Origin of the sequence: Streptomyces sp. ID05-39B, assembly GCF_033794725.1 — a bacterium.
Lineage (GTDB): Bacteria > Actinomycetota > Actinomycetes > Streptomycetales > Streptomycetaceae > Streptomyces > Streptomyces bobili.
Window position 1 is genome coordinate 1 of the sequence record NZ_JARGEF010000034.1, and the last position, 26,997, is coordinate 26,997.

Here is a 26,997-nt window from a genome sequence, read left to right on the forward strand (position 1 = left end):
GCGGACGGATCCGCGGCGGACGGGTCCGGCGCGGTCGGGTCCGGGGCGGGGCCGGGGCCCGGTTCTGGCTCGGACGGTTCCGGGTTCGATTCCGGCGCGGCCGACACGGCTGGCACAGGCGTGGGCGCGGGCGAGACCGCTCGGCGGCGGGCGCGGTCCGCCTCCGTCCAGGCCGCCTCCAGGCTCCGCCGTTCCTCCTCGTCCGCCCCGCACAGCAGGGCGAGGCGGTCGACCACGGCGAACTCCTCCGGGACGGTCGCGCCCGAGCAGTAGCGGTGGAGGGTGGACGCGCTGACGCTCAGCCGCCGGCCCAGCGCCTCGTAACTCCTCCCGTCCCGCGCCTTCAGCGCGCGCACGAGCCCCGCGAACTCCTCGACGGTGGCGTCCTTCGGCATTCCATCCCCCTCGACCCTGCGTCCCATTCTTCACGTCCTTGCACGTCAGCGGGGGTGGAATGGTTCCGGGACGGCTGGTGGGCGCGTGATCGTTGCAGTCGGCGGGCGCCGGCCCCACGCTGGTTGAGCACTGACCGAACGAACGACCCGACGGGGGATCCACCACCATGAACAAGCTCCGCACCGCACTCGCCACCGCAGCCGCTGCCGCACTGGGCCTCGCGGCCCTCGCCACAGCCCCGGCGCAGGCAGCTGCCCAGCCCGCCTTCCTCGCCGCCTCCCAGATGCCGCCGTCGTCGACGCCGTGGACCGCCACCCAGGTCTTCACCGGCGTCCCGGAGAACGGCGGCGTCCTCTGCGCCCCGTACAAGATCCCGGCGCAGAACACCCGCTACCGCGAGTTCAGCACCGAGCTCGACACCAACGGCGTCCAGGTCACCACCGTCGCCCGTACCGAGGCCGACGCCGTGAAGCTGGTTGACACCCTCCGCGGGGCCCTCGCCGGCTGCGGCCCCCTGCTGGAGCAGCAGAACCCGGGCCTGCAGGCCGTCAGCGCCTCCCACGGCAAGCTCGCCGTCGAGGAGGGCGCCTGGGTCTACAGCCTGGACACCGCCGACCCGCAGATCGGCATCTCCGACATCCACCTGTTCTCCGTCGGCCGCGACGGCCGCACCGTCACCGTCGTCCGCTGGGGCCAGATGGGCGACCTCGAGGACGCCCCGCTGACCGCCTTCCGCACCACGACGAAGACCGCGGTCAACAAGCTCCACTGACCCGAGGGCTCCCCCGAGGGCTGACCACAGCTCGACAGCGGCGCGGCCGGAACCCGGGCGCGCCGCTGTCGTGCCCACCTGCTCCGCCGGCGGCGACCACTTCCTGGCCTTCACCAGCATCGCCTGCACCCTCATCTGCTATCGCAGACTCGCCAAATGAGATGGTCTCTAAGGCCCATCTCTTTGGTCAGCTTCGGGCACGTCCCCCTTTACGGTGACCACCGTGTAGTTTTCTGCGTCCGGGTCGAAGGTGTTGGACTCCACCCCAAGTCCGACCGCATGCAGCTGCGAGACGAGCTCCTCCTGCCGGAACGGCCAGCACGACAGCCTCTCGGAACACGTCAGTACCGACCCATCTGACGCCACCTGCGCCACAGCAATCTCCAGATGGTGCTCTTCGTCCCAGCGCTGCTCGATCTGCCAGTTGTAGACGACGACCGCATCGCGTCCTTGGCGCCGGACGAGTCGATGACCCACGTCCAGACGAGATCCACGCGCTCGTACGAGCTCCCAGTTGCGGGATGTGAGGACGAGACGTCCGTCGCGACTCAAGAGCCGCGACATGGCGGTGAGTGCATCGAACCGAGCAGAGGCACCCTCGGCATGGGCGAGCGAGTTGCCCACGCAGAAGACCACATCGAAGGGCGGGGACCCATCGAGACAATCGGGCAGCTCATCCCAGCTGACGCGCAACGTGCGCAGCCGGACACCACCACCGCGTTCGTCGTCCGGAACAGCGCGGGGCTGATGGGACTCGTCGCCATCGGGACGACGCTGTGCGGGGCGCAGTACGCGTGGACGCTGCCGATTGCCTGGGTGTCGTTCGCTCTCTACGCGCCGCTCCCGACAGGTGTGCCGATGCAGGTGGCGGGCTGGATGCTGCTGCCGCCCGGCACGGCGACGGGCACCTGGACGGCCCTGGTCCTCGCGGTCGTCGGCACCGCGGCCTACGCCTTCGCGGGACCGAGACGGTAACCGGCCCGGGACACCGGCCCTTCCGTGACCCGGTCTGTCAAACGAGCGGTGCAAATGCGGTTGTTGGGGTTACTGACGTGCTGCGGAGAGGCGGCCGTCGAAGGTGATGTCGAAGTCGCGGAGCCGGTGGCGGGGTCCCAGATGCGTACGGTGTGATCCAAGGAGGCGGTGGCAAGCTGCATACCGTCAGGGCTCCACGTCACCGCTCGCACCTGGCCGGTGTGGCCGGTGAGGGTGTGGATCGCCGTGCCGGTGGACCAGCCCGTCCAGGGGTGGTCGTCCCCGGCCGGAGCGAGGAGGTCCGCGACCGCCCGGCCCGCGGTCTGCGGCAGGGTCGTGCTGCGCCCGACGTAGCGCAGTCGCCCGTCGGTGTCGTACCGGCCCAGCAGCAGCTTGCGGGGATCGGCCGCAGGGCCCGTGATCGCGCCGACCACGGCCTCCTCGGTATCGCGCACCTTGTACTTGCGCCACCCGCGCACGGACGGCACGTAGGGGTCCTCCAGCCTCTTGTGGACCACGCCTTCGAGACCGACCGCGGTCCAGCTGGTCAGCCACTCGCGCACGGTGGCCGGGTCGGTGGTCGACGGGCACAGCGCCCAGGGCGCGGTGAGCGTGTGCTCGGCGAAGAGGCCTGCCAGGGCGGCCCTGCGGCGCAGGTAGGGCCACCTGGTCGTGTCGGTGCCCGCGATGCGCAGCAGGTCGAAGACGACGAAGTGAGCGGGCCACTGCACTGCGAGCCGGGCAGCGCCGGCGCCGCGCCGCTGCAACCGTCCGTGGAGCCGCTCGAAGGCAAGCCGTCCGTCCTCCCACACCACCAGCTCCCCGTCTATGCGAACTACCACCGCTGTCGCATGAGCGGACGAAGAGGTGGATGCCACCGGGTGACTGGGCGTGCGTAGAGGACCGCAATGGCTTTGATTCCGGAAGGGGGGATGGTGCCAGGTGAGGCGTGGGCGAAGTCGTTGGAAGTCAGGAGAGGACTGCGGCGAGTGCGGCGGCCAGGGTGGCCGCGAGGATGAGAACCGCAGCGAACGAGGTGGCGGCGTGGGTGAGGGCGGTGGGCCAGGTGCCACCATCAAGGCGGGCCAGCGTTGCAGCGCCCGCGGCGGCCATCAACGCGACAACGGTGACGACTGCGACGGTGAGGAGGACGACGGCGACAGTCACGGCAAGCTCCCTGTACACGGTGGGGTGTTGACAGGGACGAACCTTCCGGAATGCCTGTGCGCCATGGTTCAGCGAGACGAAGATGAACACGGGCGCACACACCACCCGGGGGGCCAGCACATGCACAAGACGGACAACGGCCGCGGTCCGGCACTCGCTGAGCTGCGCGGAAGACTGGAAGACGCCCGGGCCCGGGCCAGGCTGAACCAGACAGAGCTCGCCGGGAAGGCTGGTCTGAGCCGCGGGACAGTATCCAGGGCGCTCTCGCCCGGTGGCGGCATTCCGACGGTGCAGACGGTGGCCCGTTTGGCAGGCGCGTTGAAGCTGTCCGTGGGGAAACTGCTGGAGTTGCAGCGGAGCGCGGTCGAGGAATCGGACGGGCACCTGGCCGACATGCCGGGTCCGGGCCGTCCGGTCGGGCAGTGGGAGCCGTACGGGCTGGAAGTCCACCCCGCGGGTCCGGGCACCATGGCGGACGGGGAACAGGCCCTGCCCGGATACGTGGCGCGCAGCCATGACGAGGTGCTGGCTGAGGAGGTACGGCAAGCGGCACAGGGCCGCAGCCGGATAGTGATCTTGGTAGGCAGCTCATCGACAGGCAAGACGAGGGCGTGCTGGCAGGCCGTGCAGCCGCTCGCGAAGACGCGGTGGCGCTTGTGGCATCCCTTCGACCCGACCCGGGCGGAGGCTGCGCTGGAAGACCTGCATCAGGTCGGGCCGCGCACCGTGGTGTGGCTGAACGAGGCCCAGCACTACTTCGGCGACCGGGCCTCCGGCGAGCGGATCGCGGCGGCCGTGCACCGGCTGCTGACCGAGGAGGAGCGCGGCCCTGTCCTGGTGCTGGGCACACTGTGGCCCGAGTACGCCGACCGGTACACCGCCCTACCCGCCCCCGGCGGGGACGATCCGCACAGCCGGGTGCGGGAACTTCTCACCGGACGCACCGTTGCCGTCCCCGACGCGTTCGACGCTGCGGCCCTGGCCGCTGCGACCGTCCTGGCCGATAGGGGTGATGCACTGCTGTCCGATGCCCTCACGCGTGCACGCGACGGCGGACGGATCACCCAGGAACTGGCCGGAGCCCCTGAACTCCTGCGCCGCTACGAGCAGTCCACTCCACTCGCCCGCGCCCTGCTGCACGCGGCAATGGACGCTCGGCGCCTCGGCGTCGGCCTTCACCTCCCCCTGACCTTCCTGACCGACGCGGCCCCCGACTACCTTGCGGAGGACGACTACGACCAGCTCACCGACGACTTGTTCGAGCAGGCCTACGCCGAACTCGCCACACCGGCGCACGGCAAACAAGCCCCGCTACGCCGGGTGCGACCTCGCCCGCAACGACGCCCACCCGGGCCGTCCCAACCAGCCGACCATCCCTCGCCCCAGCCTGTGGGCACGATGTTCCGGCTCGCCGACTACCTCGAACAACACGGCCGCACCACGCGCCGAGGCCTATGCCCTCCCGCTTCGTTCTGGGACGCCGGCTACACCCAGCTCCCTCATCCCGACGACCTCTATAACCTGGCCCACGCCGCCACTTCCCGCCATCGGCTCCAATGGGCCCACCACCTCCGCCTGCGCGCCGCTGAGGCCGGCAACACGCATGCCTTGGGCGAGCTTTCGCAGATGCGGGAGGCGGCCGGGGATCGTGAGGGTGCCGAAACCCTGGCCAACCGAGCTGCCAACGCTGGCAACACCCACGCCCTGACCAATCTGGCTCGGATGCGGAAAGACGTCGGGGACCACGACGCGGCCGAGGCCCTCTACCAGCAGGCAGCCGACGCCGGCAACACCCACGCCTTGGGCGAGCTCGTGTGGATAAAGGAGGCGTCCGGGGATCGTGAGGGTGCCGAAGCCCTTGCCCGGCGCGCTACCGACGCCGGCGACTTCAACATGCTGACCAATCTGGCGTACAAGCGAAGTATGGCCGGGGACCACGACTCAGCCGAAGCTCTCTACCGGCAGGCCGTAAACGCCGGCGACACGCATGCCCTGATCCTTCTGGCACACAGGCGGGATATGGCCGGGGACCACGACGAGGCCGAGGCCCTCTACCAGCAGGCTAGCCGCACCAGCGAGGGTTACGTTCTGGGGATTCTGGCGCGGATACGGGATGAGGCAGGGGACCGCGACGAAGCTGAAGCCCTGGCCATGCGTGCCGCCTTCCACGACCCTAACAACGACGCCGTGGGCTGGGTGGCGCTGACGCGGGAATTGGCCGGGGACCACGAGGGGGCTAAAGCCCTTGCCCAGCGGGCTGCCGATGCCGGCAACACCCACGCCTTGACCTGGCTGGCACTGCGGCGGGAGTCGGCCGGGGACCACGACGAGGCCGAAGCCCTGGCCAACCGTGCTGCCGACGCCGGCAACGCCCATGCCCTGGCCGTTGTGGCAGGGATCCGGAAGTTGGCCGGGGACCGTGACGGAGCCGAAGCTCTCTTCCGTCACGCAGCCGACGCTGGTGACATCGACGCTATGGTCCATCTGGCTCGGATGCGTGAGGAAGGCGGGAGCCACGATGAGGCCGAAGCCCTGGCTCTGCGAGCTGCTCAGGCTGGTGACGCCCGTGGCGTGGGCGTGCTTTCGCGGATGCGTGAAGAGGCCGGGAACCATGACAGTGCAGAAGCGCTCTGCCAGCAGGCCGCGAACACCGGCAGCAGCCTCAACGGGGAAGGTGGCTATCAAGATCGATGGCCGCACGGATTGGATCCGGACGGTACGCCGACCTGCCGTTGGTAGGGGCCAGTTGGCGTGTCCATACCGCGGGCGTACGAATTTTCAGACATCACTTCGACGCGTGTCGCGTTCCGTGAATCATCGATCGTTGACCAGCTCCGTGAGCTCAGCTGTTAGCGGATTCAGGACGACCGCCGTATGAGGCACCAGCTTGTCGATAGATTTCCAGTTCTGAACACGCGGAATTCATCGCCTGATATGGAACGTACCGTGTGCCGAAGCACGGCAGTTGTCACCGGCAGAGCTGGTTGAGCTGGTGCAGGAGACCGGTCGAAGCAGCCTGATTGTCACCAGTGAGGCATGCGGCTTGTCACAGGTCCTTGTTGAGGACCACCGTGACCGACCAGAAACGGCCTCTCAGTATTCCCAGCCGGCGTAGATGGTGACGTTCTCGCCGTTGTCTCTGGCTCCGACGCACACGTCACGCCAGTCGAGCAGCCAGCCGCTGGAGCGGCAGCTCTCCTGCTGGAGGCCCAGTTCGCGGATGATCTCCGGGCGGGACAGGCCGTCCCCGCTGGTGACCGTCGCAACGCGCCAGCAGCCGACGGAACCGCAGCTGGTGCCTTCGTTGACCATGCTGATGCCTGGCGGCAATGAGGGGAGGGCCTTGGACGGCGGGGCGTCCGAGCCTTCGCTGATCATCAGCGCAGACAGGAGGCCGGCCACGAGAGTGAGGGCGAACTGCATCCCCAGGCGCCGGCCCTCGCCCAGGCGGACGTCGGCGTCGCCATGAACACGGGCACATCGGCCGCCAAGGAGGCCGGCAACATGGTCGACCTCGACTCCCACCCGACCAAACTCATCGAGATCGTCGAGATCGGCAAGCAACTCCTCATCACCCGGGGCGCTTGACGACGTTCTCCATCGCCAACGACGTCGCGAAGTACTTCGCGATCATCCTGGCGCTGTTCGCGGCCGTCTACCCCAGCCTGGACAAGCTCAACATCATGAACCTGTCCTCGCCGGACTCGGCGATCCTCTCCGCGGTCATCTTCAACGCGCTGATCATCATCGCGCTGGTCCCGCTCTCCCTGAAGGGCGTGCGGTACCGGCCGGTCAGCGCCGACAAGCTGCTCCGCCGCAACCTCACCGTCACTCTGCGAGGGTGCCGTCCAGCAGGACGTAGTCGGGGTCGGCTTCGCGCAGGGTCCGCAGGAGCCCGGGGGCGCGGTCGGCGAGCAGGGCGATGACGGCTGCCGTGTAGGCGTGGGCGATGCCGACGGAAATGCCGAAGCCGGCGGCCATCTGCCCGAGGGGGTCGTGCCGACGCAGGTACACCAGACCGACCAGGGCACGTTGGTGCGGCGGGAGCTTGCAGCGGCGGTCACCCTCGCGGGTGACGATGAGCATCGTGACCCACTCGACCAGCGCATGAGGCAGGTCGAGTGCAGCAGGATTGGGAACCAACGTGGCTCCTGTGCCTGTGGGTTGAGACTTCGAACACCTCCCCCAACGGCACGGGAGCCTCGTGCGTTGCGCGCCCCAGCGGCGTCATTCGATCAGTGGCCACACTGAAAGGCCTCAGTAGCAGGGCCTCCGGGAACGCTCGGTATGGGATCGCACCCCCGCCCGACCGCTTCGGACCGCTGAGCGGGATAACCTGCTTTCACCCCCGTGACAACAGCCACGGAATGGCGCCGATCACCAAGAGGATGACGCACAACCGCACTGTCATGCCTGTACTGCTGATCGCCAACCGAATCGTGCGCCACATTTCCTTGCCGTGCTGCATTTGAATTCCTCCCGCATCGCACCGTATTCCTGAGTGGTGCCCCCGACCTGCGGCGGCGGTCTCAGCGTGCCTGGAAAGCGATGCAAGGAAGCAGCAAGTGCCGGAAAGTAACGGGACTTCGCACATCCTGCCGAGGTCGTGCACGGCGTGCCATACTGAGCCGCGGTTCAGCCGTGGCGCCCTGGGGAGGAGCCTTTGCCCGTAACCGAGTTGCCCGGTCCGGATGCGCTGCCACCCGGTCCGTTGCGGAATCTCACAGCGGAGCTGCACCGGCTGTACCAGCAGGCCGGACTGCCGTCGGGGCGGGAGGTGGAGAACTGGGTCAGGAGGGACCCTCTCTGCACCGACTCCGTGAGCCACACGACGTTTCGTACGATGCTGCTCGGATCGGTGCTGTCGAGCTGGGCCAAGTGGCAATGCGTCGTTCACGTCCTCGCCGTGCATGCGGTCGGCTCACGCGATCCCGAGTCGCAGGTGGAGCGCTTTCATGCTCTGTGGCTCACGGCGTCGTTGTCTCCCGGAGAACATCTCAAGTCCTCGGTGCATCCGCCCGGCGGCCCTGCTTGGCCTGTGGCGACGAGCTGGACACAGAGGACGTCGTCATCGGCCCCGAGCACGGACCCCACCGCGCGGTCCATCCCGAGGTTGCCGCAGCAGTTGTGCCTCCCGGTCTATATCGCCGTGGACGCTCCTGCCCCGCCCAAGTCGAGAGACGTCTTGTTCGACCGGGTACTGGTCGAACTGTTCGACCAACTGGCCTCATCGCCCCGGGTTTCGGACCTGGTGCACGCCAGCGTGCTGGCCATTTCCGCGCGTCCGTTCGTCGCGGTCGAACTGACGAACGTCGGCGACTTGATCTGTATGCCGAAGGTGGCCTGTGAAGGCGACGCGGACTACCCGGCCGCCTTCACGTTGCTGCAGCGACGAATCGAGGCCGACATCGCCGCTCTCAGCGAGCAGGGGTGGGCCGTAAGAAGGCCAATAGTGCTGTTGCTGAGCAACGGGGCGCCTCGGGACGACTCCTGGTGCGAGGCGTATGGTCGGCTCGTCGACCCCACGCGCAGGACCCGGCCGCATATTATCGGCTACGGATTCTCCTCGGCCGCTTTCGAATTCGTGGAGCAGGTCGCCACGCTTGCGGCGTTTTCGGCCGACCTGAACAACCCGGAGGGGGTTCCCGGTGATGAGTTAGGTGATGCGATAAACGCCATGATGACATCCATGGTCGCGTCCGTTCGGAGCCGGTCATTACAGACTTCCCTGGAGGCCGACGGGTATCCAGGTATCCCCCTGGAAGATATAGATTGACGAGGGATTCGTGGCACAGCGGCCGGTCGAGGACATGAACATCTCCCTGCTTTCGGCTCCCGCTCGTGGGGGGGTGGTCGACGTGCCAGGGCAGGAGCGCCTTGTGGCGAAAATCTTCCGCGCACCGTGCAGACCAGACCAGAGCGAGCACCTGCGCCAACTGATTGGCCTCCCAGACCTCATGGGAGCGCCGGACCGTGACATCGTCACGTCCGGCAGTTGTTGGCCGCTGGCCGTACTGACCGACGACGACGGCGCGGTGGTGGGCTGCCTCCTGCCGAAGGCTCCGGCGAAGTTCCTCGTCGACCTCACGGCCCCCTCGGGCCGCTCTGCAGTCCGGTATTTGGAGATCGACTGGCTCGCGAACCCGAACGCGGTGCTGGAGAAGCGCGGGCTCCCGGCGCAGAGCCTGAGAGCCAGAGCAGAGGTGTGCCAGGACTTGGCCACCGTCGCCGCAGTGCTGGAACGACACGGACTGGTCTACTCGGACTGGTCGTACTCGAACTCCTTCTGGAGCCCCAAGGACTGCTCCGCGTACGTCATCGACATCGACGGGTGCGTGCCCACGAGCGGGCCGAACGTGCACCAACCGGGATGGGAGGACCCCCTGACGTCCAGCGGCGATGACGCGGACACATACGTCGACCGCTACCGTCTCGCCCTACTGGTGGCACGATGCCTGACAGGCCGGCGCCGAGCCGAGCACGTGATGTCCGCCGTGCGTCACGGCACGGAACTGGACGCCGTTCCTGAGCTTCGCGACATCCTGCTTCGCATGCTGTTGTCGCCGGAGCGTGAGGAGAGGCCGTCCGTCCAGCGGCTACAGGGAGTACTGCGGGTCTCCTGCTGGCCGTGAGCCTTTCGGGCGTGGTCACTGCTCAGGCCACGGCGGTAAGGGAGAGCAGGGACGCAACGCACGAGGCTCCCGCGCCGTTGCGGGAGGTGTTCGACGACTCGCCCCATCGGCGCAGGAGGCTGGTTCCCTACCCTCTGCCGCGCTCGACCTGCCGCACGTCTTGGTGGTGTGGGGCACGATGCTCATCGTCACCCGCGAGGTGACCGGAGGTGCAGGCTGAACCGCTCCGGGTCTGATGGGGGCTCGATTCCCTGAGAGGATCGAGTCATGGCACGTCCGTCCCCTTACCCTCCCGAGTGTCGCGAGCGTGCGGTGCGCACGGTCGCGGAGAGAGCCGCCCCCACTACCCGACGGAGTGGGCCGCGATGAAGGCGGTCGCCGCGAAGCTGGGCATCGGTGCTGCTGAGACGGTGCGGACCTGGGTCCGCAAGGCCGAAGTCAATGCCGGCCGGCGTCCGGGCGTGACCTCGGACGAGGCTGCAGAGATCAAGCGCCTGAAGGCGGAGAACGCCGAACTGCGACACCAACCCCGACCGGCGGCTGGAGTCAACGCATAGAGCCTCCACCGATCCCGGAGCGGTTCAGGTGGTCAAGCTGTCGGTAACTGCCGTACGTGCAGGCGACTTTCGGGTGATCATGTGATCGACCAAGGAATACACCTGACCAGGACGAAGGTCGCGGGGATGAGTGTGTTGCATCATGCTGTCCGAGATTGGCTATGCCGTCCGTCCGACAGCTCTGAGTTTTTCTTGGCGCTCCCCGGTCGGGTGACGGGCAGACCCGATCCGGCTCTTCGTCGCAGGCAATCTGTCTACTGATTCCTGTTCTTATTGGGCGAGTATGCTATATAGGCTTGAGATCGCCGAGGATCATGTTTCTTGCTTTGTCACGTCCACATATGCCGCAGAGACCGCACATACTGCGCGCGCAGACGGGGCTTACGTCGGCGGGCTGCGTAAAGTACCTGCGATCATCGATTGGAGAAGACGTTGGACACGGTCGAGTTCCCTCTCAGCGCTCGGGTGCGTGGGGCCCGGCGACGGCTCGTGGCCACGAGCGCGGCGGGTGCCGTGTTCGTGGGAGCCGCCGTGGCGTCCGTGGTCGCCGACGCCTTCGGCTGGGTGTCGGTGCCGCGGGCGCTCCAGGCGGGTTCGGTGCTGGTGACGCTGTTCGTGCTGCCCGTCGTATGGGTGGGAGTGCACGCGGTGTGGGCGCTGCGTGGGAGGGCCGAGCTGTTCCTCGCTGCCGGAAAGCACCCGCGGCAGCGTCCCACCGACCGGCAGATGGTAGACCACTTGCGCGACGAGCACCCGCTCACGCCACTGTCGTGGATGGTTTCCGTCCTCAGCGGTCTCGGCACGCTCTGCTTCGGGGTCGCGCTGCCGTACGCCCTGGCGGACGGCGCCGTACTCGCCGGTGCACTCCTCGGGACTGGGCTCGCCGTGTCCCTGGTCGCCCTGGTCCTGGCCGGGTCCAGTATCCGCCGCGCCGCCCGCCAGGGCTTGGAGGACCGCAGGCGGCGTGCCGAGCTGTGGTCCCTGCCCTCCGCTGTCGAACGCCGGCTCACGAACTCCCTCCTCGGCACCGGAGACGGGGGACACCTCGGAGCCTGAACAATCGGTGGGTAAGATCACGGCCCGCTGACGGCCCAGTGAGCCCGGGACGGCCCCTGAACTGCGCTTATGTGCAGGTCAGGAACCGTTCCGCCCCTAGGACGCTCTGCAGTTCCTCCACTTGGCTTCAGCCTCCCTGCCGGCGGGCCAAGCGGTCCGCGAGCGCGGCCAGAGGCACCGCAGCGACCCAGGAGTACACGGTGAGCAGTGCAGTTGGGCACCGGTGGGATCGAGAACGGTTCGACCCGCTTCTCGAACGTCGCCGCTTCCTCCAGGCTCAGCTCGGGGACGACCTCTTCGTTCCAGATGCGGTTGGTCTCCGCCGTGTCGGGGCTCACGATGCTCCGGAGCTCCCGCGGAAAGCCCAGCCACGGCGAGAGCACTCCCGGCATCGCGGCCAGCGCTGCGATCCTGCGTTCGAAGGCCGCTGCGCGCGGCGCGAGGTGGCCGCCCATCGACAGCCCGGTCAGCGCGATGCGCCGCTCGTCGACGTCCCTGCGGCGCTTCAGCCAGTCCACATGGGTGTTCCCCCGACCAGCCCCTGGGCGGTGCCTCGGGCGGCTGGACGCTCGAGGCGGGAGAGGTTGTGAGGAAGCCCGCGATGACGGACGGTGAGCGCGGTCGACCCGTGGTTCACGTGCTGCTCGCGGACGGCACGATCCCGACACTGGGCCAGGTCGATTCGGCGCGCGGGCACGCGGCGGCCGAGACGTATCTGATCGCGCACGCGGACGACGGCCGGCTCGACGCCCGCATCCGTGCCGAACTGCTCGCCTGCTACGGCATCCCACAACTGCCCTGGGCGTGGGCCGAGACCGACGCTGACGCAGTCCTGGCAGCCGAGTGGCTGCGCGGTGCCGATGGCCGGGTGGTCCTGAAGGCACACTGGCCGGGCCGGCTCCACAGGAGTGGACAGCGTGACGTTCATCTCGATCTGCAGAGCGACGCCCAGGTGCGTGCAGCCTTCCGGGACTTCGAGACCTGATTCGCCGGGCTCATGAGGGGCGTGGTGGTCCAGCCGCGCGCCGCGCGCGGCACCGAGCTGTTCGCGGGTGTCGTGCAGGACCAGGTCTTTGGCCCGCTCGTGCTCTTCGGGGTCGGCGGCACCGCGACCGGGGTCCTCGCCGACCATGCCGCACGGCTCGCGCCGCTGACCGAACACGACGTGGACGACCTCATCACCGCACCGCGCTCGCTTCCCTGCTGTTCGGCACGCACGAGGGCGAACCGGTCGACCTCGAAGGGCTCGAACAGCTGCTCCTGCGGTTGTCCCGGATGGCGAGCGACCCGCCACAGCTTGCCGCGCTCGACGCATGCGTTCGCTTGTTACCGCGTCGGGCCCAGGACCCGTACTTGCGTCGACTTCGCTGAGGAGGCAATGCGGCCACCAGCGCGGCGATCACGTCCGCTCTTGCGGATCGGTCGTCTCCGAGCCGCCCTGGTCCAGGCGGAACGGTGGGTACTTGTCCGTCATCAGGGCGGCGTAGGCGGTGACGCGCAGGACCCACCGGTTGAGGCCGATGATCAGGTCGAACAGATCCTTCGGATACTTCTCGGTGAAGGCCAGGGTCACGGCCGCGATGACCGTCAGCAGGGCGATCAGGCCACCGGACCACCAGCCGAGGTGGGCGCCGCCGAGGAAGAAGGCGATGACCATGTAATGCGGGATGGCCAGGAGCCACCACTTCACCAGCACTAGGCCGCGGGAGAGCCGCTCCGGGTAGGCGATGTCCAGCCGTGCCGGGTAGTCCGGTTCCTCGCCCAGGCTGAACGGGGGATACCGGTCGGTGCCAAGGGCGTCGTACGAGTAGTACGAGACCCGCCAACTCCAGCGCAATACCCCTAGGTTGAAATCGAACAGGGCACGGGGGTAGCGCTCGGTGAACAGGATGGCGAAGAAGGCGATCACGGTTACCACGGTGAAAGCGATCCAGAGAAAGAACAGCACGACGTAGTGCGGAATGGCGAGAAGCCACTTCACGAGCCACAGCCATCGGGACAGTGGCGAGTCGATACGGGCATGGACCCGGACCGGGCGCTCCTGGAATCCCACTGGGTTCGTCATGGTGATCAGCTCCTTTGCCCCGGCGTACGTGTCGCCGAGTGGGCTCATGACCAGCCTGGCGGCTTCCGCCCGACGCCGCGAGGGCACGGTGGAGCAGTGCGGGAGCCTGGCGAACCACCGGAGCCGCCGGCCCGGGGCACAACTGCGCGCAGACAGGCGACTGCGCCGAGAAGGACGCTGCTCCGCCGGGTATCGGTGAGCGGAGTTGTAGCGCGGGCGGCGAGCGCACCGCCGTGGTCGGCGACCCGTCGTACGAGATCGACCGGATGACCGAGGTGGCTGGCCGGCGCGGGGCATGGGCGTCCCATGTCGCCGGGACGCGTCTCCGCACATCACGTGACCGGCGGTCTGGAACGGTTGAGGACCGCCCGTGTGGTGTCGGCGGCGTCGCGGAGTGATGCTGGAAGGAGATCCGCAGGGACGGAGAGGGTACGGTCATGCGCGCACATGTTGGCGACCGGCTGCTCGTCGGGAGCCCGGCCGCCGGTGCCGTCCGGCGCGACGGGGAGATTGTCGGCCTGCACCACCAGGATGGGACGCCGCCGTACGACGTCCGGTGGTCGGACACGGGCGACGTCACGCTCATCTTTCCCGGGTCGGACGCCCACATCCGCCACCCTGGGCAGGACCAGGCGGTAGCGGGCACACCGATGTCGGCGAACACGCCCGCCGAGCCCGCGGTGGGTGAGATGACCGCCGGAGGCCCTGGTGACGCGGGCCGACGGGTGGCGCAGGCGCGCCGTCGGCAGGGCCTCGGCCTGGAGGAGACCGCCCGCCGCGCCCGCATCTCACCGGACTACCTCCACTACGTCGAGACGCAGCCGTCCGACCCGAGCCACGGAACTCTGCTTCGTCTGGCCGACGCGCTCGGGACCACGCTCCTCGAACTCAAGGGCGGTGGCCAGGAACGGCCTCCGGGACAGGGCCAGGCGCTCCACCACCCCCGCCTGCGGGACCTCACCGAGGACGAGTGCCGGTCCCTGTTGTCCACGCAGGGCGTGGGGCGCGTCGCACTGACCACGTCACACGGTCCCGGCGTGTTCCCCGTCAACTACCAGGTGGTCGACCGGACGATCGCCTTTCGTACGTCCTCCGACGCCGCCCCCGCCGCCGCGGCCGGCCACGAGGTGGCCTTCGAGGCCGACCAGATCGACGAGGCCATGAGCCAGGGCTGGAGTGTGCTGGCGGTGGGCCGGGCGGGGGCCGTCACCGATCCTGACGCGGTACGCCGGCTCGACGAGCGGGCACACACGGGTCCGTGGGCCGGCGGACGGCGCACGCTGTGGGTGGTCATCGTCGTCGAACAACTGACCGGTCGTCGTATCACTCCCGCCGACGACGCCTGAACGCCCGCGGCGGCCGGCACGAAGCGGAGTCCGCAGCCGGCGGTGAGGCGGTGCGGTTCGCCTTTCGCGAGGCCGAGGCGCGCGGGTGCACGCTCGATAGTTCCTGCCGCACAGGGCCTTTGCGCGGGCATGCGAAGACCCCTGGCGGGTATCGGAAGTGGATCAAGTCGCAGTGACGAGTTCGACGAGGTGCCGGGCTGTGCTGGCGGGATCGACGAGCGGCCGCAAGGCCGTGGCCGCCGCGTGGGGCCGCTCATCGGGGGTCTCGCGACCACGTACTTCTCCTGGCGCTGGGTGTGCGCCGGTGAGGTCGGCATGGTGCTCGGCATCCTGCTGCTCGCCCGCCGCATCACGGAGGTTCCGATCGGCGAACGCGCGCGGATCGATGGACTCTGGACCCCGCGGGTCACAGGCGGATGATGACCAGCGCCGTGTCGTCGGTGTTGCCGGCGGGTGGGAGGAGGTCGGCCAGGAGGGCGTCCGCCAAAGCCTCGGGGTCGGCTTCGCCATGGCGTGCGAGGGAGTCGGCGAGGCGGGCCAGACCGGTGTCGATGTCCTCGTGCCGGCGTTCGATGAGACCGTCGGTGTAGAGGACCAGGGTAGAGCCCTCGGCGAAGGCCGTACGGGCTTCCGGCCGCGGGACGTGTTCGGGGCGTGCGGCGAGAGGCGGGTCGGTGGCCCGGTCGAGGAAGGTCACGGTGCCGTCGAGGTGGAGCAGGGCGGGAGGAAGGTGGCCCGCGCTGCTGTACGTGAGGGTGTGGGTGTCCCAGTCGATGTAGGTCTTCACCACGGTGGTCGACTCGGCTCCCTCGACATGGCGGGCGTACAGTCCGACGGCCTCCAACGCCCGGGCGGGGCCGTCGGCGACACGGGCAGCGGCGCTCAGCGCGCTGCGCAGCTGCCCCATGACGCCGGCGGCTCTCAGGCCGTGGCCGACGACGTCGCCGACGGCGACCGCGATGCGGTCGCCGGGCAGGTCGACCAGGTCGTACCAGTCGCCGCACACGTTCAGGGAGCCAACTGCGGGCCGGTATCGGACGGCTGCCCTGTGATGCCCGACCGGAGTGGGAGCGGGCAGCATGGCCTCCTGCAGGGCGAGGGCGACCTCGCGGTCGCGTGCCTGAGCCCGGCGCAAGCGTTCGTTGAGCTCCTGCAGCTCACGGGCGCGGGTGTAGAGCTCGGCCTCCAGTACGCGGGCCCGGCTGCTGTCGCTGCCTGTGCCACCGCGGGCGCGGATGAGTTCGGTGACCTCCTCCACCCGGTGCACGATCAGCACCACATCCCCGTCCGGGCCCAGCACGGGGGCGTTGACCGGGCTCCAGAAGTGTTCCACCCAATGGCCGGGCCGCTCACGGTCCTCGATGTCGTAGCGCAGCAGCGCCATGGTGTCGCGCTCTCCGGTGGCCACCACCCGCAGCATCGATGCCTGCGTCTCCCGCAGACCGGCTGCGGCCGGATCGTTGGGGTTCTGCGGGAACACGTCGAAGATGTATCGCCCCAGCAACTGCTCGCGCGTACGCCCGGCCAGGCGGAGGAAGTCTTCATTGGCGTCGGCGTACTCCAGGTCGGGAGTGAGTAGAGCCACCATGCCGGGCAGAGCGTGGAAGACCGCCGCGTAGTCGATCTGCTGTTTCCTCATGTACTGCCCGCCTCGGTGCCGACCGTCACTTCGCTAATGCTCAACGATAGGAGTGACGCGCCTTTAGAGGTCGTTTTCTCCCGTTGTTTCATCCCGGATTCTGTAGTTGGTGGGGCTTTGCGGGGTCGCGCCGGGAGATGGTGCTCTCGTCGGTGAGGCGTCGGGCCATGAGATCGGCTATCGCCAGTTGGATCATGGCTTCGGATCGGGCCGGGAGGGATTCGCAGTCGCGGGCCAGACGCCTGTGGACCATGAGCCATCCGTAGGTCCGCTCGACCGCCCAGCGTTTCGAGCCGTAGTCGACCCAGACCTTGCGGACGGTCGGGTGGTCGGTGGCGACCTGGCCGAGGAGGAGGGCGCCGGCCGCGGAGCCCTGAACGCTGGCCGCGGTGACCAGCACGGCCAGCAGCAGTCCGAGTGTGTCGGTGACGACTGCGCTTTCTGCCCACGATCTTCTTGCCCGCGTCCGTGCCCTGACTTGCGGCTGGCACGCTCGTGGAGGTCTTGACGCTCTGCGCGTCGATCACACAGGCGGACGGGCTGGCCCTGAGGCCTTCCTTCTGCCGTACCAACTTTCGCAGCAGCCCGTTGAGCTGGGCGAACACGCCGTCCTTCTGCCGCTTGGCGAAGTATCCGTAGACGGCTTCCCAGGGCGGAAAGTCGTGCGGCAGGTAGCGCTACTGCACCCCGGTGAGGTCCACAAACTCGGATCGCGTTCAGAATCTCGCGCAGGTCATGTTCGGGCGGGCGTCCGATGTCCAGGGCATGCCGGCTCCGTTCGGCCCGCCAGGCCGCCAGCACGGGCTCGACCAACTCCCACCGGGCGTCGGACAGGTCACTCGGATATGCACGGCGTTCCTCCATGAAGCGGAAGTACCGCCGGCAGGCTCATACGCCCAGGCGCGTGTTCTGCCTTCTGGAAGCACTGAGCAGGCGGAGCGTGGTGATGGTGGCGCTCGGTCAGACGGCCGCGATCGCTCCCCTTGCGCCGGCGCTCGGGCGGTCGTAGCCAGCCTGGTGTGACGAAAGAAACGATACCCTCCGTCACATTTGGACACCGTAGGGTCACGGACGTCGTGTTCCGGCAGCATCGAGGTGAAGAACCTGCCGGAGCCTGTACGAAGGGGAGAAAGCGGTGTCAGGTAGCGACAGCGACGATAGCGACGGCAATCCCGATGGGGACGCAACACCGGGACGGCGGTCACTGCGCGAACGGGGCAGTACGGGCGTACGCCGTGCGGGGCGAAGCGCGGCCTCGGCGGCTGCCCGCTCCAGGACGTCACTCAGGAGCAACGGCTTTGTCGGTGGCATGGCGGTCGGCCTCGTATTCCTGCTTGTTTCGCCGTTGCAGAGTTATGTGCAGGAGGCAGGTTCCCCCCTCGTCCATACCAGCGCGCAGGTGTCGTGGGACCCGGACATGGACGGCGCGACCTGGGTCTTCCACAGAAAACTGAAGCCGGATCAGGTGCGCAAGATCGAGTCTCTCGATTTTTTGGACGTTGACAGGGCGGATCACATGGCACGTTCCTATGGGGGTGTGCGCGTCAGCGAAAGTGGCTTTTCTTTGCGTATCCGACTGGTGCTGCGTGGGGCCAGGGGAGAGCCGACGCTGATCGAGGGCATGAAGGCGGAGAACCTCGAGTGCGTTCCTGCTCCGACCGGCGGGATCGTGAAGCATGGTCTGGAGGGTGGAGGAGAGATCCCATCGCTTGCTGTCGATCTGGATCACGGACACCACGACGCGAAGGCTCTCCTCAAGGACGGCTCCCTCGACGACAGACCCTATTTCTCGCAGAACTTCTACGAGCTGGGCAAAGGAGAATCAGTCGTGTATGAAGTGCGGGCCCTGACTCGACGCCAGTGTCGATGGAGGCTTGCCGTCCAGGTGAGATCGGGAGACGCGACGGGAACCGTCCGCGTGGATGACGCCGGTGCGCCCTTCCTGGCCAGCAGCATTGCCTCTGATCGCAGTGGACAGAATCTTGGTCCCTACCGGACCTGCCTCATGTCCGACAACGACACCGGATACATCAGCGAAGGGATCGGCTGTCGTCGATGACGGGGCGCGGCGCCGCGTCTGCGGATGTTCGTCCGCGAGGGCCACCCCACCCCCGCTCGGGGCGGCGTTCGCCGAGTACGGCCGCATCGACAAGGCCATGCACCTGCTCGCCCTCGTCGACCCGGTCGACACCAGCAGGCCGTGAGGCCCGAGCTGTTGACAGGCGCGAGGCTGAGATCCTCCGCCCGTGAAGGAGCAGAATTACCGGGGGAGTGGAGCACGGCAGGCGGAGGATCACTGGTGTCGGAGTACCAGCACTATCAGTTCATGGCGGACAAGCCGTTGACCGACGGGCAGCTCGCTCACGTCCGGGCGTTGTCGACGCGTGCCGACCTCACGCGGCACAGCTTCGTGAACACCTATCAGTGGGGCGACTTCAAAGGTGACCCGCAGAAACTCGTGGAAGACTGCTACGACGCCCATCTGTACTTCGCCAACTGGGGTACCCGTCAAGTCATCCTGCGTTGGCCCGCCACCGTCCTGCCCCTGGCTGTCGCCAGAACGTACTGCGCCGGCGGCTCAGCGACCAGCCGGCAGAGCGGACCGCACGTCCTGATCACCCTCACTTCCGACCCCGAGAACTGTGTCGAGGACTTCGAGGACCTCTTCGGCCTCGACCACGAATACGACGAAGACAGAAGTCAGGAATGGCTGCCCTCCATCACCCGCGCCCGCGAACAGGTTGCCGAAGGCGACCTGTGCCTGCTCTACCTCGCCTGGCTCCTGGGCCTGAGCAACGACGAACTCGATGACGGCGAACACGAGCCCCCGGTACCACCGGGGTTGGCTCAACTGCCCGAACCCTTGTCCGACCTGGCCACGTTCCTGCGCATCGATGAAGACCTCGTCGAAGCCGCAGCCAGGAACTCCCCACCCCCCGCACCACGTCCCTCTCTCGGCGCCTCCCGGGACTGGGCTGCCGTCCTTGCCCCGAAGGAGAAGGACAGGGTCCTGGCCGGACTGCTCCACGACGAAGGCGACCAGGCTCTGTCCGTACTGCGACGACACTTTCTGCATGATCAGACGGCTCTCGCTTCCTCTCCGCCAGTTCGTACGGTGGCCGCGATCCGCGAAGAGAGCCGCGCCCGGGCGGAAACCCGTATGGAGCATGAGCAACGCCGCAAGTCCCTTCAGGAAGAGAAGGAAGCCGAAGCCGGGAAGCGCGCAGAACGTGAGGCGCAGCACGCCCGGGACCAGCGTGTGGCTGAACTGCAGCACGATCCCGAAGCCGCATGGGCCCGCGTCGCGGAACTCCTTTCCATCCGAGGCACCCGCCACTACCCCGAAGTCGTCCGGCTCCTGGGGGACCTGGCTGCGCTGGCCGAACGAGACGGCGCCGTGCGCGCTTTCGCTCAGAGCTACGACCAGTTCGTTGTCGCCCACCGGACGAAGAAGGCATTGATTCGAAAGCTCAAGGCCGAAGGGCCGGTCACGGCTACCCTGAGCAAACTCGCCTCCGACTGAGCTCTCCCGCACCGGTCGACGACACGGACACCGCCACGAGGCGGGAGCTGTGACTCCGGATGAATCCGGCGTGAGGTTCGCCGTGCGCGCACAACAGGAAGATCACCCCGGCGGAAAGCAGTGTTCCTGGTGGGCGGCCTGGTGGTCATCGTCCGCATCAACTCCCGGTGGTCCAGCAGGTGCGACTCGTCGATCACGACCGCGGTGCGTCCGCGTTCGTCGACCTCCGCGGCCAGGGCCGGACGCCTGAACTGACGGGCATTCACCTCGCGCGGTTCCTACTGGATCCGTGCGAGGTACCGGTGAAGGCCACGGATTGCCTGGCGGGTCGGCTGGAGATCGCCGACGCCAGAGCATCACCTGTTGGAACTGGAGCTGGCGGCTGCCGCCGAAGTCCGGCAGACGGCGGCGCAGCCGCTGACTGGGGAACGGCTCACTGGATCAGCTCGATGTGCGGATGGTCCGGGGATACCGGGCAGACGTGCAGCTGCAGATCGTAGCCTCGGGCGAGGTCGAGCATGGTCGGGTTGTGCGGTTCGGGATGGGTGGTGGATGACAGAGAGCGGGCTCGGTCCTCGTCGGGAATCCAGTCGGGATAGTTGGAGTTCCATTCGCCCGAGGCGATGGTCAGCAGCGGATCCATCTCGGTGCCGCATGAGGGGCAGAGCCGGGGTAGGGGATCGGTGAGGCCCCAACGGGTCCATCCACCGACCTTCCAGCCGGGAGCGACGGACATCCTGCCCGTGTAGAGCTCGTTGTAGAAATCCTTCGAGCAGGGCGTGTCAGAGCTGTCCAGCGGGTACGGCGTGTTGTCAAAGCTGTCCAGAGCAACGCCGGCCGTCTGCCACCTGCGCCAGTCTTCCAGCTGCCGCTGGAGCTCCTTGCCCAGTTCCATGATGTTGGGGTATTCGGTGATCTGCTCCGGCGCGAGCAGGCACGGCTCCGGCAGGTAGCCGGGGAACTGGATCGCGGGCGGCTCGGGGGGTGTGTCGAGGATGTCGGTGACTGTGGCGGCGGACCGCCAGAACAGCGCGGTCTCGGGCTGCGCGGGGTGGTCGAAGGGGCACCACAGCACTTGGAGCAGATCTGCCTCGGCCTGCTTGGGCGGGCGCAGCAAGGGGACGTCGCGTACGTACAACTGGGCCACGGGCAGCATGGCGATCGGGCCCTCGGGCCACGGGCGGCCGGCCTTGATCCGCTCCTCGATCGCCAGCTCCTCGGGCGTGTGCCGGGTCCCCGGGGGATCGCCGCCCGGCCGGTTCGCCACCGCTGTCCGGAGGCGTCGCCGCTGCCGCACGTCCTCGGGCGAGAGGATCTCGTTCCACCCGTCCCACCCGTGCGGTCCCTCGCAGTGCGGCCACGGCTCGTCGGCGGGCCACAGCAGCGGCCCGCCGACGGAGCTGTCGTACGGTGTGGGCGACCCGGGGCGGGGATGCAGCCGGGTCGCCGTGCGTGCCAGCGGGGCCAGTTGCGGGGCGACCGCAGTGACGTCGACCAGCCGCGGCGGGGTGGTACGGATACGGAGTGCGGCGGCAATGCTCATTGCCCGCTCGGCGCACACCGACCGGATCTCGTCCAGCAGCTTGGGGTAGTGCTCGCCGTACGTGTTCAGCGCATGCCACATCGCGTCCAGTGCTGCTATGAGCGGGGCGGGTTTGGCGGCGGCGAGCACGGCGGGAAGAGCGAAGTGCGGCTGTGAGATCCGTCCCGGGATGCGCGGCGTAACGGCAAGGGGCACCACGACGACCTTGCGCCCTGTGTCCGCGAACGGCGGCGGGACGTACGGCGGCCACTCCGGAGGTATCGCTTCGAGCACCGTCCTGTCCGGTACACGAGGGTCGGAGCGCAGGGCCTCCCGCATCCGGGCCGGGTCGTCGAACGGCGGCGGCAGAGGGCGTCCCTCTGCCGACTCCGAGAGCGCCTGGGCGACCCACGGCACATCGGTCAGGCCCGCAGCCTCGCAGGCCCGCCGCGCGGCCAGCAATGCCACTGCACGCTGGACCTCGGGACCCACGACATCGAGGGCGTGCACCAGGTCGCTGTCGAAGCGGAGCAGACCGAGGACGTTGCTCTCGCGGGCACCGCGCAGCCTCTCGCTCGGCAGCCGCCCGCCCCACTCCCACTCCTCGTGGTGCAGGCGGCGCCCCTCGGCGGCTTGTTCGGCCCGCTCCTCGGCCGCCCGTTGGAACACCTGGCGAGTCAGGCGTTCGGCCTCGGTGAGCTGCTCGGGCGTACGCGCCGTCGCGCGCGCGTAGCCGTGCAGCTGCCCGGCCATCCGCGAGGTGTGGCGGATCACCTCGTCCGGGCGGGGTGGGGCGGGCCAGAACTGCAGGAGGTAGCTGTCCGCCCGGGACTCCCCAGCCACTCTGGTGGAGAGTTCCCGTCCCTCGTCCATCCCCCGGGCGCAGTACCGGACCCGGTAGTCGGTTCGGGCGAGACCCAGGTCCCACGCGGCCTCGCCGTCCCCCTGCACCAAACTTGTGCGTTCCGACTCGGGGCGGAAGGACACCTCCATCACGTCATCCCAGACCGGGTCCAGCACAGGGGCCGCGTCGTGGACTTCCACGACAAAGCCGACGTCGCCCGCGTACAGCCCGGTGGACAGGACGATCACACCTGGGACCGCAGCCCCGCACAACCCCCCGATCTGGTACGCGAGCGCCTTGGCGAGGTCAGGTCTGGCACAGTCCGGATTGCTCTCGACGTAGATCTGACGATCGTGAACTCGCACCTCGCCTGCGACCGGCCTACGCACAGCACTCCCCTCGCCGAGGACGACCTCAAAGCCCCTGTCGGGCAGGCCGTCACGTGCCCCGCATCATGCCGCAGGCCACTGACAACACGGCCGACGACGCCGCGAGGCCGATGATGACATCGATGATGCGGCCACTGACGCAAGAGGGTGTCGGTCATGATGTGCCGTTTGCGGCCCGGCACCTTCTTGCCACCGTCGTATCCGCGTGAGGCTGCCGACACCGTCGCGGCGGCCCGCACCGACTGCGCGTCGATGCCCCGCCGTGGGCCCTGCCCTCGACGGGATGGCTGCTTTCTTCACACCGAACTTGACTGCCGCCGGGGGTCCGCGGGTTACGCCCCGTCGGCGCTCGCCTCCCTAGGCCTGCGCGCGTGCGGTGAACCTGCCGTCGGGACGCTTGTGCAGACGGCCGCGGTCGGCGAGCTTGGTCATCTTCGCCCGCAGCGGCTCCAGTTTGCCGCGCACCGAGGCATCCAGTCCCATCCGCTCGCCGACCGCCCTGACTTGCACCGGGCCGTCGGCCTCCCGCACGATGGCCAGGATCTTGCGGTAGTCGCCGGGCAGCGCCTTAATCGGCCGCGTCGCTGCGGTGCGGGATGAGCAGGACTGCTCGCCCGGCCACTCGCACCTCGCTCGGCGAGTTCTCGACGCTCCCCGCTCCGCAGACGACCGCCGCAGGCACACGTCGACCGGACCGGCGTCAGTGAGTGCCACCGGCCCCGCCGCGAGCGCGGGTCGGGCACCGAGCCGAACCAGAGGCTCAGGTGAGCGATCTGGTCGGGGTCCGTAATGATCACCAAGCCCGTGCCCGCACCGCTACCTGCCCCTCACGCCCAAGACCCGTACAACCAGGGAACTTGAAGCCGCCTGGTTTCAGCCTGCGAACGTTTGTGCCGCGATTTTTGCGAGAGGTATTGACGCTGATCACCGGAACCCTATTATCCAGTTGCTCGACACTTCGACCCGCGTTCGCTATGTCGAACACTCCAGGGCCGCACCTCACCGCCTCCGGACAGCCCCTGACGGGCCAAACCGGAGTCGCTTGCTCAAGGATGACGAGGTCCTTATGCACAGACGTATTTTCAGCCGCAGACGTCCGCCTGCGGTGCTCGCCGCCGTGGTTGCGGCCCTGGCCGCGTTGGTGGCGCTGCTCGTCGCCGGCCCGGCTCAGGCGGCCATCACCAGCGACGTGCGCGGTGTTGATTCCGGCAAGTGTCTCGATGTGTCGGGCCTCAGCCAGGCCGACGGCGCGAACGTGCAGATCTGGGACTGCCACGGTGGGATCAACCAGCAGTGGACGTTGACGGACAGCGCCCAGCTGACCGTATACGGCAACAAGTGCCTGGATGTCCGGGGCGGCGGTACCACGAACGGGACCCCGGTGCAGATCTGGTCGTGCAACGGCAGTGACAACCAGCAGTGGCGGGTCAGCGCCGACGGCACGATCGTCGGCGTGCGGTCCGGGCTGTGCCTGGAGGTCGCGGGCTGGGGTAAGACCAACGGCACGGCGGTGCAGATCTGGTCGTGCCACGGCGGCACCAACCAGAAGTGGACCGGCCTTGCCGGGGCGAGCAACTCGTGTGCTCTTCCGTCGACGTACCGCTGGACATCGACCGGCCCGTTGGCGCAGCCGAAGGCGGGGTGGTCCGCACTGAAGGACTTCACCAGTGTCGTCCACAACGGCAAGCACGTCGTCTATGCCACGTCGCACAACAACCTCGCCGGTAACGACGGTCGCTGGGGATTGGCGACCTTCAGCCCCTTCACGAACTGGTCCGACATGGCCACCGCCACCCAGACCACGATCCCCTTCGACGGCATCGCGCCGACGCTGTTCTACTTCGCCCCGAAGAACCTCTGGGTGCTCGCCTACAACGGGGGTTGGCCCTACAGCTTCTCCTACCGCACCTCGGCCGACCCCACCAACCCCAACGGCTGGGGCCCGCAGCAGGACCTCTTCACGACCACCCTCCCGGACGTTGTCGATCCCGACGGCACGACCCGGAAGAGGGGCCCCCTCGACGTGACCCTCATCGGCGACGACACGAACATGTACATGTTCTTCGCCGACGACGAGGGCGGCATCTACCGCGCCAGCATGCCCATCGGCAACTTCCCAGGCACCTTCGGTTCGTTCACGAAGATCATGAGCGAATCGTCGCTCGACCTGTTCGAGGCGCCGGAGGTCTACAAGGTCCAGGGCCAGAACCAGTACCTCATGATGGTCGAGGCCCAGAATTACACGGGGTACGGTCGCTACTTCCGCGCGTTCACGGCCACCAGCCTCAACGGCGCCTGGATACCGTCACCGCAGGCCAACACCGTGACCAGCCCCTTCGCCGGCAGTGCCAACAGCGGCGCGACCTGGACCAGGGACATCAGCCACGGCGATCTGGTTCGCACCAACCCCGATCAGACCAAGACCATCGACCCTTGCAATCTGCAGTTCCTCTACCAGGGGCGCGACCCCAGCACCGACGGCGGGGACTACGGCCTCCTGCCGTACCGGCCGGGAGTGCTGACACTGCAGCGCTAGCCGGTGGCGTGACACAGGTCCGGCTCCGGTCCTGACGTTCGCGGGCAACGACGTACGCCGAACAAGGTGAGCGTCACAGCGAGCGATCAGGAACGGTGGAGTTGGAGCGGCGGGCTCGGTGCAAGGCCGAGCCCGCCCGTGCATGTGGAGAACCCGGATGGTGGCGGCCTCGTCCTGGTCGACCACGAGACGCGGAACGTGTCAAGCCTGGTGAGTCGGTCGGTTTCAGGGTTTGTCGAGTGAGCCGGGGTCGCCGGCGTCCGAGGTGATCACTGGGTGGCGGCATGGTCGTCCGGCTGGTTGATCCATACGTTGGTGGGGATGACCGGCGGAGCGGCGACGCTCACGGACCTCGTCGTGCTCGCGCAGGATGCGGTACATGGTGGACACGCCGGCCACGCACACGCCTTGGTCGAGCAGCTGGTGGTATACCGATGCCGGGGCCGTGTCGGCGAAGTCGCCGGTGCTGAGCGGCGACTGCACGGTGGCCCGCTCTTGGGTCGACAGGGCGCGTGGCTGCGGTCGTGCGGCAGGCGCGGCTTGGCCTATGGCGGCGGGGACGACCCCCAATGTGACCGTACGAACTTCAACAGTCGCGCAAAGTGATCATGAAGCGGGAAGCGAACCCTGCGCGAGCTGCGACGTCGCTCCTCACGGGGAGGCGGAGAATCACTTCGTGAGGCAGCTTCAGGTGACGGGAGTCACAAACCCTAACCAAGGAGTCTCGGCCAAAACGGCTTGAAGCCGGCGCAGTTGAGTCCCGTCCGCTCACGTCCGCCGCAACTGAGGGTGCGGGAGTCGCTGGACATGCGGACCAGGGCGATGCGGTAGAGGGCGGCGTTGGCCGCCCGGTCGCCGCCGCGTGAGAGGCGGTGCCGGTTCGTTCTGCCGCTGGAGGCGGGGACCGGGGCGGCTCCGCGGAGGGCGGCGAAGGAAGCCTCGGTCCGCATGCGTTCGGGATTGCCGCCGGCGGTGACCAGCAGTTGGGCCGCGGTGTCGGGGCCGACTCCGTAGACGGCCCGCAGGCCGGGGTTGTGGGCGGTGACCTCGCTGTCCAGGGCCCGGGTCAGGGCTTCGTGCTCGGTGGTCAGCTCTCTGACACGACGGGCGAGGCTTTTGAGCGCGGTGTGGACCGCGTCCCCGCCCGGCCGCAGCGGGGCCAGGACGTCGGTGCGCTCTGTTCCCTTCAGCCGGCCGTACTTGGCGCGGATGACCTCGGGCGCGCTGATGAGGATGTGCCCGATCTGGTTCAGCGCGGCGGTGCGGGCCTTGACGGCGGAGCGGGCGGCGTTGCGCAGGACACGTATCCCGGCGACGGTGTCGTCCTTGGGCGCGCCGGAGGCCCGTCCGGACAGGGCCGCCCGGGCGGCGGCGTAGGCGTCGATGGGGTCGGACTTGCCGATGCGGCGCCTCTCGGCCCGGTCGGGCCGGTTGACCTCCACCACGTGAAGGCCCGCCGCGCGGGCGGCCCGGGTGAAGCCCGCCCCGTAGGAGGCGGTGCCTTCCACGCCGATCACGATTACGTGGCCGTGCGCGGTCAGGAAGGCCAGCGCCGCGGCATACCCCGCGGCGGTGGTG

21 protein-coding genes and 10 pseudogenes are annotated in these 26,997 nt (G+C 68.3%); 14 read left to right on the forward strand and 17 right to left on the reverse strand.

What is annotated here, in order from left to right; genetic code table 11:
* Positions 1-395: helix-turn-helix transcriptional regulator (locus P1P75_RS10830; RefSeq protein ID WP_319253988.1), on the reverse strand; the 395-nt coding region annotated here is incomplete at its 3' end.
* 167 nt (positions 396-562) lie between these two features.
* Between P1P75_RS10830 and P1P75_RS10835 the strand changes: the two genes are divergently transcribed.
* Positions 563-1,168, forward strand: coding sequence for a hypothetical protein (locus tag P1P75_RS10835; RefSeq protein WP_319253991.1), 606 nt, complete (start codon positions 563-565; stop codon positions 1,166-1,168).
* A gap of 168 nt (positions 1,169-1,336) precedes the next feature.
* Here the strand turns inward: P1P75_RS10835 and P1P75_RS10840 are convergent.
* Positions 1,337-1,879 (reverse strand): annotated as a pseudogene (locus P1P75_RS10840) (SAM-dependent methyltransferase); the annotation flags it as partial.
* Here P1P75_RS10840 and P1P75_RS10845 point away from each other — a divergent pair.
* Positions 1,772-2,143, forward strand: a complete 372-nt coding sequence (locus P1P75_RS10845) for a hypothetical protein (protein ID WP_319254068.1) — start codon at positions 1,772-1,774, stop codon at positions 2,141-2,143. The pseudogene P1P75_RS10840 and the gene P1P75_RS10845 overlap by 108 nt on opposite strands.
* On the opposite strand, the gene P1P75_RS10850 is transcribed toward P1P75_RS10845, so the two are convergent.
* Entirely contained in the window at positions 2,116-2,985 is an 870-nt protein-coding gene (locus tag P1P75_RS10850) for a hypothetical protein (protein WP_319253993.1), read from the reverse strand. The genes P1P75_RS10845 and P1P75_RS10850 overlap by 28 nt on opposite strands.
* 127 nt (positions 2,986-3,112) lie before the next feature.
* Positions 3,113-3,310 (reverse strand): hypothetical protein, encoded by a 198-nt coding sequence (locus tag P1P75_RS10855; protein ID WP_319253995.1) that lies wholly within the window; start codon positions 3,308-3,310, stop codon positions 3,113-3,115.
* Between the two features lie 120 nt (positions 3,311-3,430).
* Here P1P75_RS10855 and P1P75_RS10860 point away from each other — a divergent pair, with 120 nt between their 5' ends.
* Positions 3,431-6,049, forward strand: a complete 2,619-nt coding sequence (locus P1P75_RS10860) for a helix-turn-helix domain-containing protein (protein WP_319253997.1) — start codon at positions 3,431-3,433, stop codon at positions 6,047-6,049.
* Positions 6,050-6,403: 354 nt separating this feature from the next.
* Here the strand turns inward: P1P75_RS10860 and P1P75_RS10865 are convergent, their stop codons facing one another.
* On the reverse strand, positions 6,404-6,733 hold the full coding sequence (locus P1P75_RS10865) for a hypothetical protein (protein ID WP_319253999.1): 330 nt from the start codon (positions 6,731-6,733) through the stop codon (positions 6,404-6,406).
* A gap of 6 nt (positions 6,734-6,739) precedes the next feature.
* Here P1P75_RS10865 and P1P75_RS10870 point away from each other — a divergent pair.
* Positions 6,740-7,134, forward strand: a pseudogene (locus tag P1P75_RS10870) (potassium-transporting ATPase subunit B); the annotation flags it as partial.
* A gap of 7 nt (positions 7,135-7,141) precedes the next feature.
* Here the strand turns inward: P1P75_RS10870 and P1P75_RS10875 are convergent.
* Both P1P75_RS10875 and P1P75_RS10880 read right to left on the reverse strand, forming a co-directional pair.
* Positions 7,142-7,453, reverse strand: a pseudogene (locus tag P1P75_RS10875) (transposase family protein); the annotation flags it as partial.
* A gap of 199 nt (positions 7,454-7,652) precedes the next feature.
* Complete coding sequence (locus P1P75_RS10880; protein WP_319254001.1) at positions 7,653-7,778, reverse strand: hypothetical protein; 126 nt, start codon at positions 7,776-7,778, stop codon at positions 7,653-7,655.
* A gap of 351 nt (positions 7,779-8,129) precedes the next feature.
* Between P1P75_RS10880 and P1P75_RS10885 the strand changes: the two genes are divergently transcribed.
* The 4 genes and pseudogenes from P1P75_RS10885 (at position 8,130) to P1P75_RS10900 (ending at position 11,555) form a co-directional block, all read left to right on the forward strand.
* Complete coding sequence (locus P1P75_RS10885) at positions 8,130-9,086, forward strand: hypothetical protein (RefSeq protein WP_319254004.1); 957 nt, start codon at positions 8,130-8,132, stop codon at positions 9,084-9,086.
* A 181-nt stretch (positions 9,087-9,267) separates the two neighbouring features.
* The gene (locus tag P1P75_RS10890; RefSeq protein WP_319254006.1) at positions 9,268-9,942 is read left to right on the forward strand and encodes a hypothetical protein; all 675 of its coding nucleotides are present in this window, start codon (positions 9,268-9,270) and stop codon (positions 9,940-9,942) included.
* 267 nt (positions 9,943-10,209) lie between these two features.
* Positions 10,210-10,463 (forward strand): annotated as a pseudogene (locus P1P75_RS10895) (transposase); the annotation flags it as partial.
* Positions 10,464-10,919: 456 nt separating this feature from the next.
* Entirely contained in the window at positions 10,920-11,555 is a 636-nt protein-coding gene (locus P1P75_RS10900) for a hypothetical protein (protein ID WP_319254008.1), read from the forward strand.
* 380 nt (positions 11,556-11,935) lie between these two features.
* Here the strand turns inward: P1P75_RS10900 and P1P75_RS10905 are convergent.
* A pseudogene (locus tag P1P75_RS10905) lies at positions 11,936-12,073 on the reverse strand (alpha/beta hydrolase family protein); the annotation flags it as partial.
* A 134-nt stretch (positions 12,074-12,207) separates the two neighbouring features.
* Between P1P75_RS10905 and P1P75_RS10910 the strand changes: the two are divergent.
* Positions 12,208-12,926: pseudogene (locus P1P75_RS10910) on the forward strand (acetate--CoA ligase family protein); the annotation flags it as partial.
* Positions 12,927-12,954: 28 nt separating this feature from the next.
* On the opposite strand, the gene P1P75_RS10915 reads toward P1P75_RS10910, so the two are convergent.
* Entirely contained in the window at positions 12,955-13,620 is a 666-nt protein-coding gene (locus tag P1P75_RS10915; RefSeq protein ID WP_319254010.1) for a DUF4389 domain-containing protein, read from the reverse strand.
* Positions 13,621-14,057: 437 nt separating this feature from the next.
* Here P1P75_RS10915 and P1P75_RS10920 point away from each other — a divergent pair, with 437 nt between their 5' ends.
* Together P1P75_RS10920 and P1P75_RS10925 are read left to right on the forward strand one after the other, a co-directional pair.
* Complete coding sequence (locus tag P1P75_RS10920; protein ID WP_319254012.1) at positions 14,058-14,966, forward strand: pyridoxamine 5'-phosphate oxidase family protein; 909 nt, start codon at positions 14,058-14,060, stop codon at positions 14,964-14,966.
* 129 nt (positions 14,967-15,095) lie between these two features.
* Complete coding sequence (locus P1P75_RS10925) at positions 15,096-15,386, forward strand: hypothetical protein (RefSeq protein WP_319254070.1); 291 nt, start codon at positions 15,096-15,098, stop codon at positions 15,384-15,386.
* On the opposite strand, the gene P1P75_RS10930 is transcribed toward P1P75_RS10925, so the two are convergent.
* A complete protein-coding gene (locus P1P75_RS10930; protein WP_319254014.1) occupies positions 15,373-16,605 on the reverse strand; it encodes a SpoIIE family protein phosphatase in 1,233 nt (410 codons plus the stop codon). The two genes, P1P75_RS10925 and P1P75_RS10930, sit on opposite strands and share 14 nt — an antisense overlap.
* Before the next feature lie 88 nt (positions 16,606-16,693).
* Positions 16,694-17,469, reverse strand: a pseudogene (locus tag P1P75_RS10935) (transposase).
* Between the two features lie 271 nt (positions 17,470-17,740).
* Here P1P75_RS10935 and P1P75_RS10940 point away from each other — a divergent pair.
* The gene (locus tag P1P75_RS10940; protein ID WP_319254016.1) at positions 17,741-18,664 is read left to right on the forward strand and encodes a hypothetical protein; all 924 of its coding nucleotides are present in this window, start codon (positions 17,741-17,743) and stop codon (positions 18,662-18,664) included.
* 240 nt (positions 18,665-18,904) lie between these two features.
* A complete protein-coding gene (locus P1P75_RS10945) occupies positions 18,905-20,128 on the forward strand; it encodes a hypothetical protein (protein ID WP_319254018.1) in 1,224 nt (407 codons plus the stop codon).
* 433 nt (positions 20,129-20,561) lie between these two features.
* On the opposite strand, the gene P1P75_RS10950 is transcribed toward P1P75_RS10945, so the two are convergent.
* The 3 genes and pseudogenes from P1P75_RS10950 to P1P75_RS10960 all read right to left on the reverse strand — a co-directional run bounded on the left by P1P75_RS10950 (position 20,562) and on the right by P1P75_RS10960 (position 23,597).
* Positions 20,562-21,671 (reverse strand): hypothetical protein, encoded by a 1,110-nt coding sequence (locus P1P75_RS10950; RefSeq protein WP_319254064.1) that lies wholly within the window; start codon positions 21,669-21,671, stop codon positions 20,562-20,564.
* A 1,358-nt stretch (positions 21,672-23,029) separates the two neighbouring features.
* A pseudogene (locus P1P75_RS10955) lies at positions 23,030-23,140 on the reverse strand (transposase); the annotation flags it as partial.
* Positions 23,141-23,240: 100 nt separating this feature from the next.
* Positions 23,241-23,597 carry a hypothetical protein gene (locus tag P1P75_RS10960; RefSeq protein WP_319254020.1) on the reverse strand — a complete coding sequence of 119 codons (357 nt, stop codon included), beginning with the start codon at positions 23,595-23,597 and terminating at the stop codon, positions 23,241-23,243.
* A 352-nt stretch (positions 23,598-23,949) separates the two neighbouring features.
* Here P1P75_RS10960 and P1P75_RS10965 point away from each other — a divergent pair, with 352 nt between their 5' ends.
* Positions 23,950-25,419 carry a non-reducing end alpha-L-arabinofuranosidase family hydrolase gene (locus tag P1P75_RS10965; protein ID WP_319254022.1) on the forward strand — a complete coding sequence of 490 codons (1,470 nt, stop codon included), beginning with the start codon at positions 23,950-23,952 and terminating at the stop codon, positions 25,417-25,419.
* 336 nt (positions 25,420-25,755) lie between these two features.
* Here the strand turns inward: P1P75_RS10965 and P1P75_RS10970 are convergent.
* From P1P75_RS10970 to P1P75_RS10980, 3 genes and pseudogenes are all read right to left on the reverse strand, one after another.
* Positions 25,756-25,953, reverse strand: a pseudogene (locus P1P75_RS10970) (IS3 family transposase); the annotation flags it as partial.
* A gap of 176 nt (positions 25,954-26,129) precedes the next feature.
* Positions 26,130-26,726, reverse strand: a complete 597-nt coding sequence (locus tag P1P75_RS10975) for a transposase (RefSeq protein WP_319254066.1) — start codon at positions 26,724-26,726, stop codon at positions 26,130-26,132.
* A pseudogene (locus P1P75_RS10980) lies at positions 26,709-26,972 on the reverse strand (transposase); the annotation flags it as partial. The pseudogene P1P75_RS10980 and the gene P1P75_RS10975, both read right to left, overlap by 18 nt.
* Positions 26,973-26,997: the final 25 nt, after the last annotated feature.

Coding starts and splice junctions, on each gene's coding strand:
- P1P75_RS10835 (WP_319253991.1), top strand. CDS start 563: ATGAACAAGCTCCGCACCGCACTCGCCACCGCAGCCGCTGCCGCACTG.
- P1P75_RS10845 (WP_319254068.1), top strand. CDS start 1,772: ATGGGCGAGCGAGTTGCCCACGCAGAAGACCACATCGAAGGGCGGGGA.
- P1P75_RS10860 (WP_319253997.1), top strand. CDS start 3,431: ATGCACAAGACGGACAACGGCCGCGGTCCGGCACTCGCTGAGCTGCGC.
- P1P75_RS10865 (WP_319253999.1), bottom strand. CDS start 6,733: ATGCAGTTCGCCCTCACTCTCGTGGCCGGCCTCCTGTCTGCGCTGATG.
- P1P75_RS10880 (WP_319254001.1), bottom strand. CDS start 7,778: ATGCAGCACGGCAAGGAAATGTGGCGCACGATTCGGTTGGCGATCAGC.
- P1P75_RS10890 (WP_319254006.1), top strand. CDS start 9,268: ATGGGAGCGCCGGACCGTGACATCGTCACGTCCGGCAGTTGTTGGCCG.
- P1P75_RS10915 (WP_319254010.1), bottom strand. CDS start 13,620: ATGACGAACCCAGTGGGATTCCAGGAGCGCCCGGTCCGGGTCCATGCC.
- P1P75_RS10920 (WP_319254012.1), top strand. CDS start 14,058: ATGCGCGCACATGTTGGCGACCGGCTGCTCGTCGGGAGCCCGGCCGCC.
- P1P75_RS10925 (WP_319254070.1), top strand. CDS start 15,096: ATGCGAAGACCCCTGGCGGGTATCGGAAGTGGATCAAGTCGCAGTGAC.
- P1P75_RS10930 (WP_319254014.1), bottom strand. CDS start 16,605: ATGAGGAAACAGCAGATCGACTACGCGGCGGTCTTCCACGCTCTGCCC.
- P1P75_RS10950 (WP_319254064.1), bottom strand. CDS start 21,671: ATGAGCATTGCCGCCGCACTCCGTATCCGTACCACCCCGCCGCGGCTG.
- P1P75_RS10965 (WP_319254022.1), top strand. CDS start 23,950: ATGCACAGACGTATTTTCAGCCGCAGACGTCCGCCTGCGGTGCTCGCC.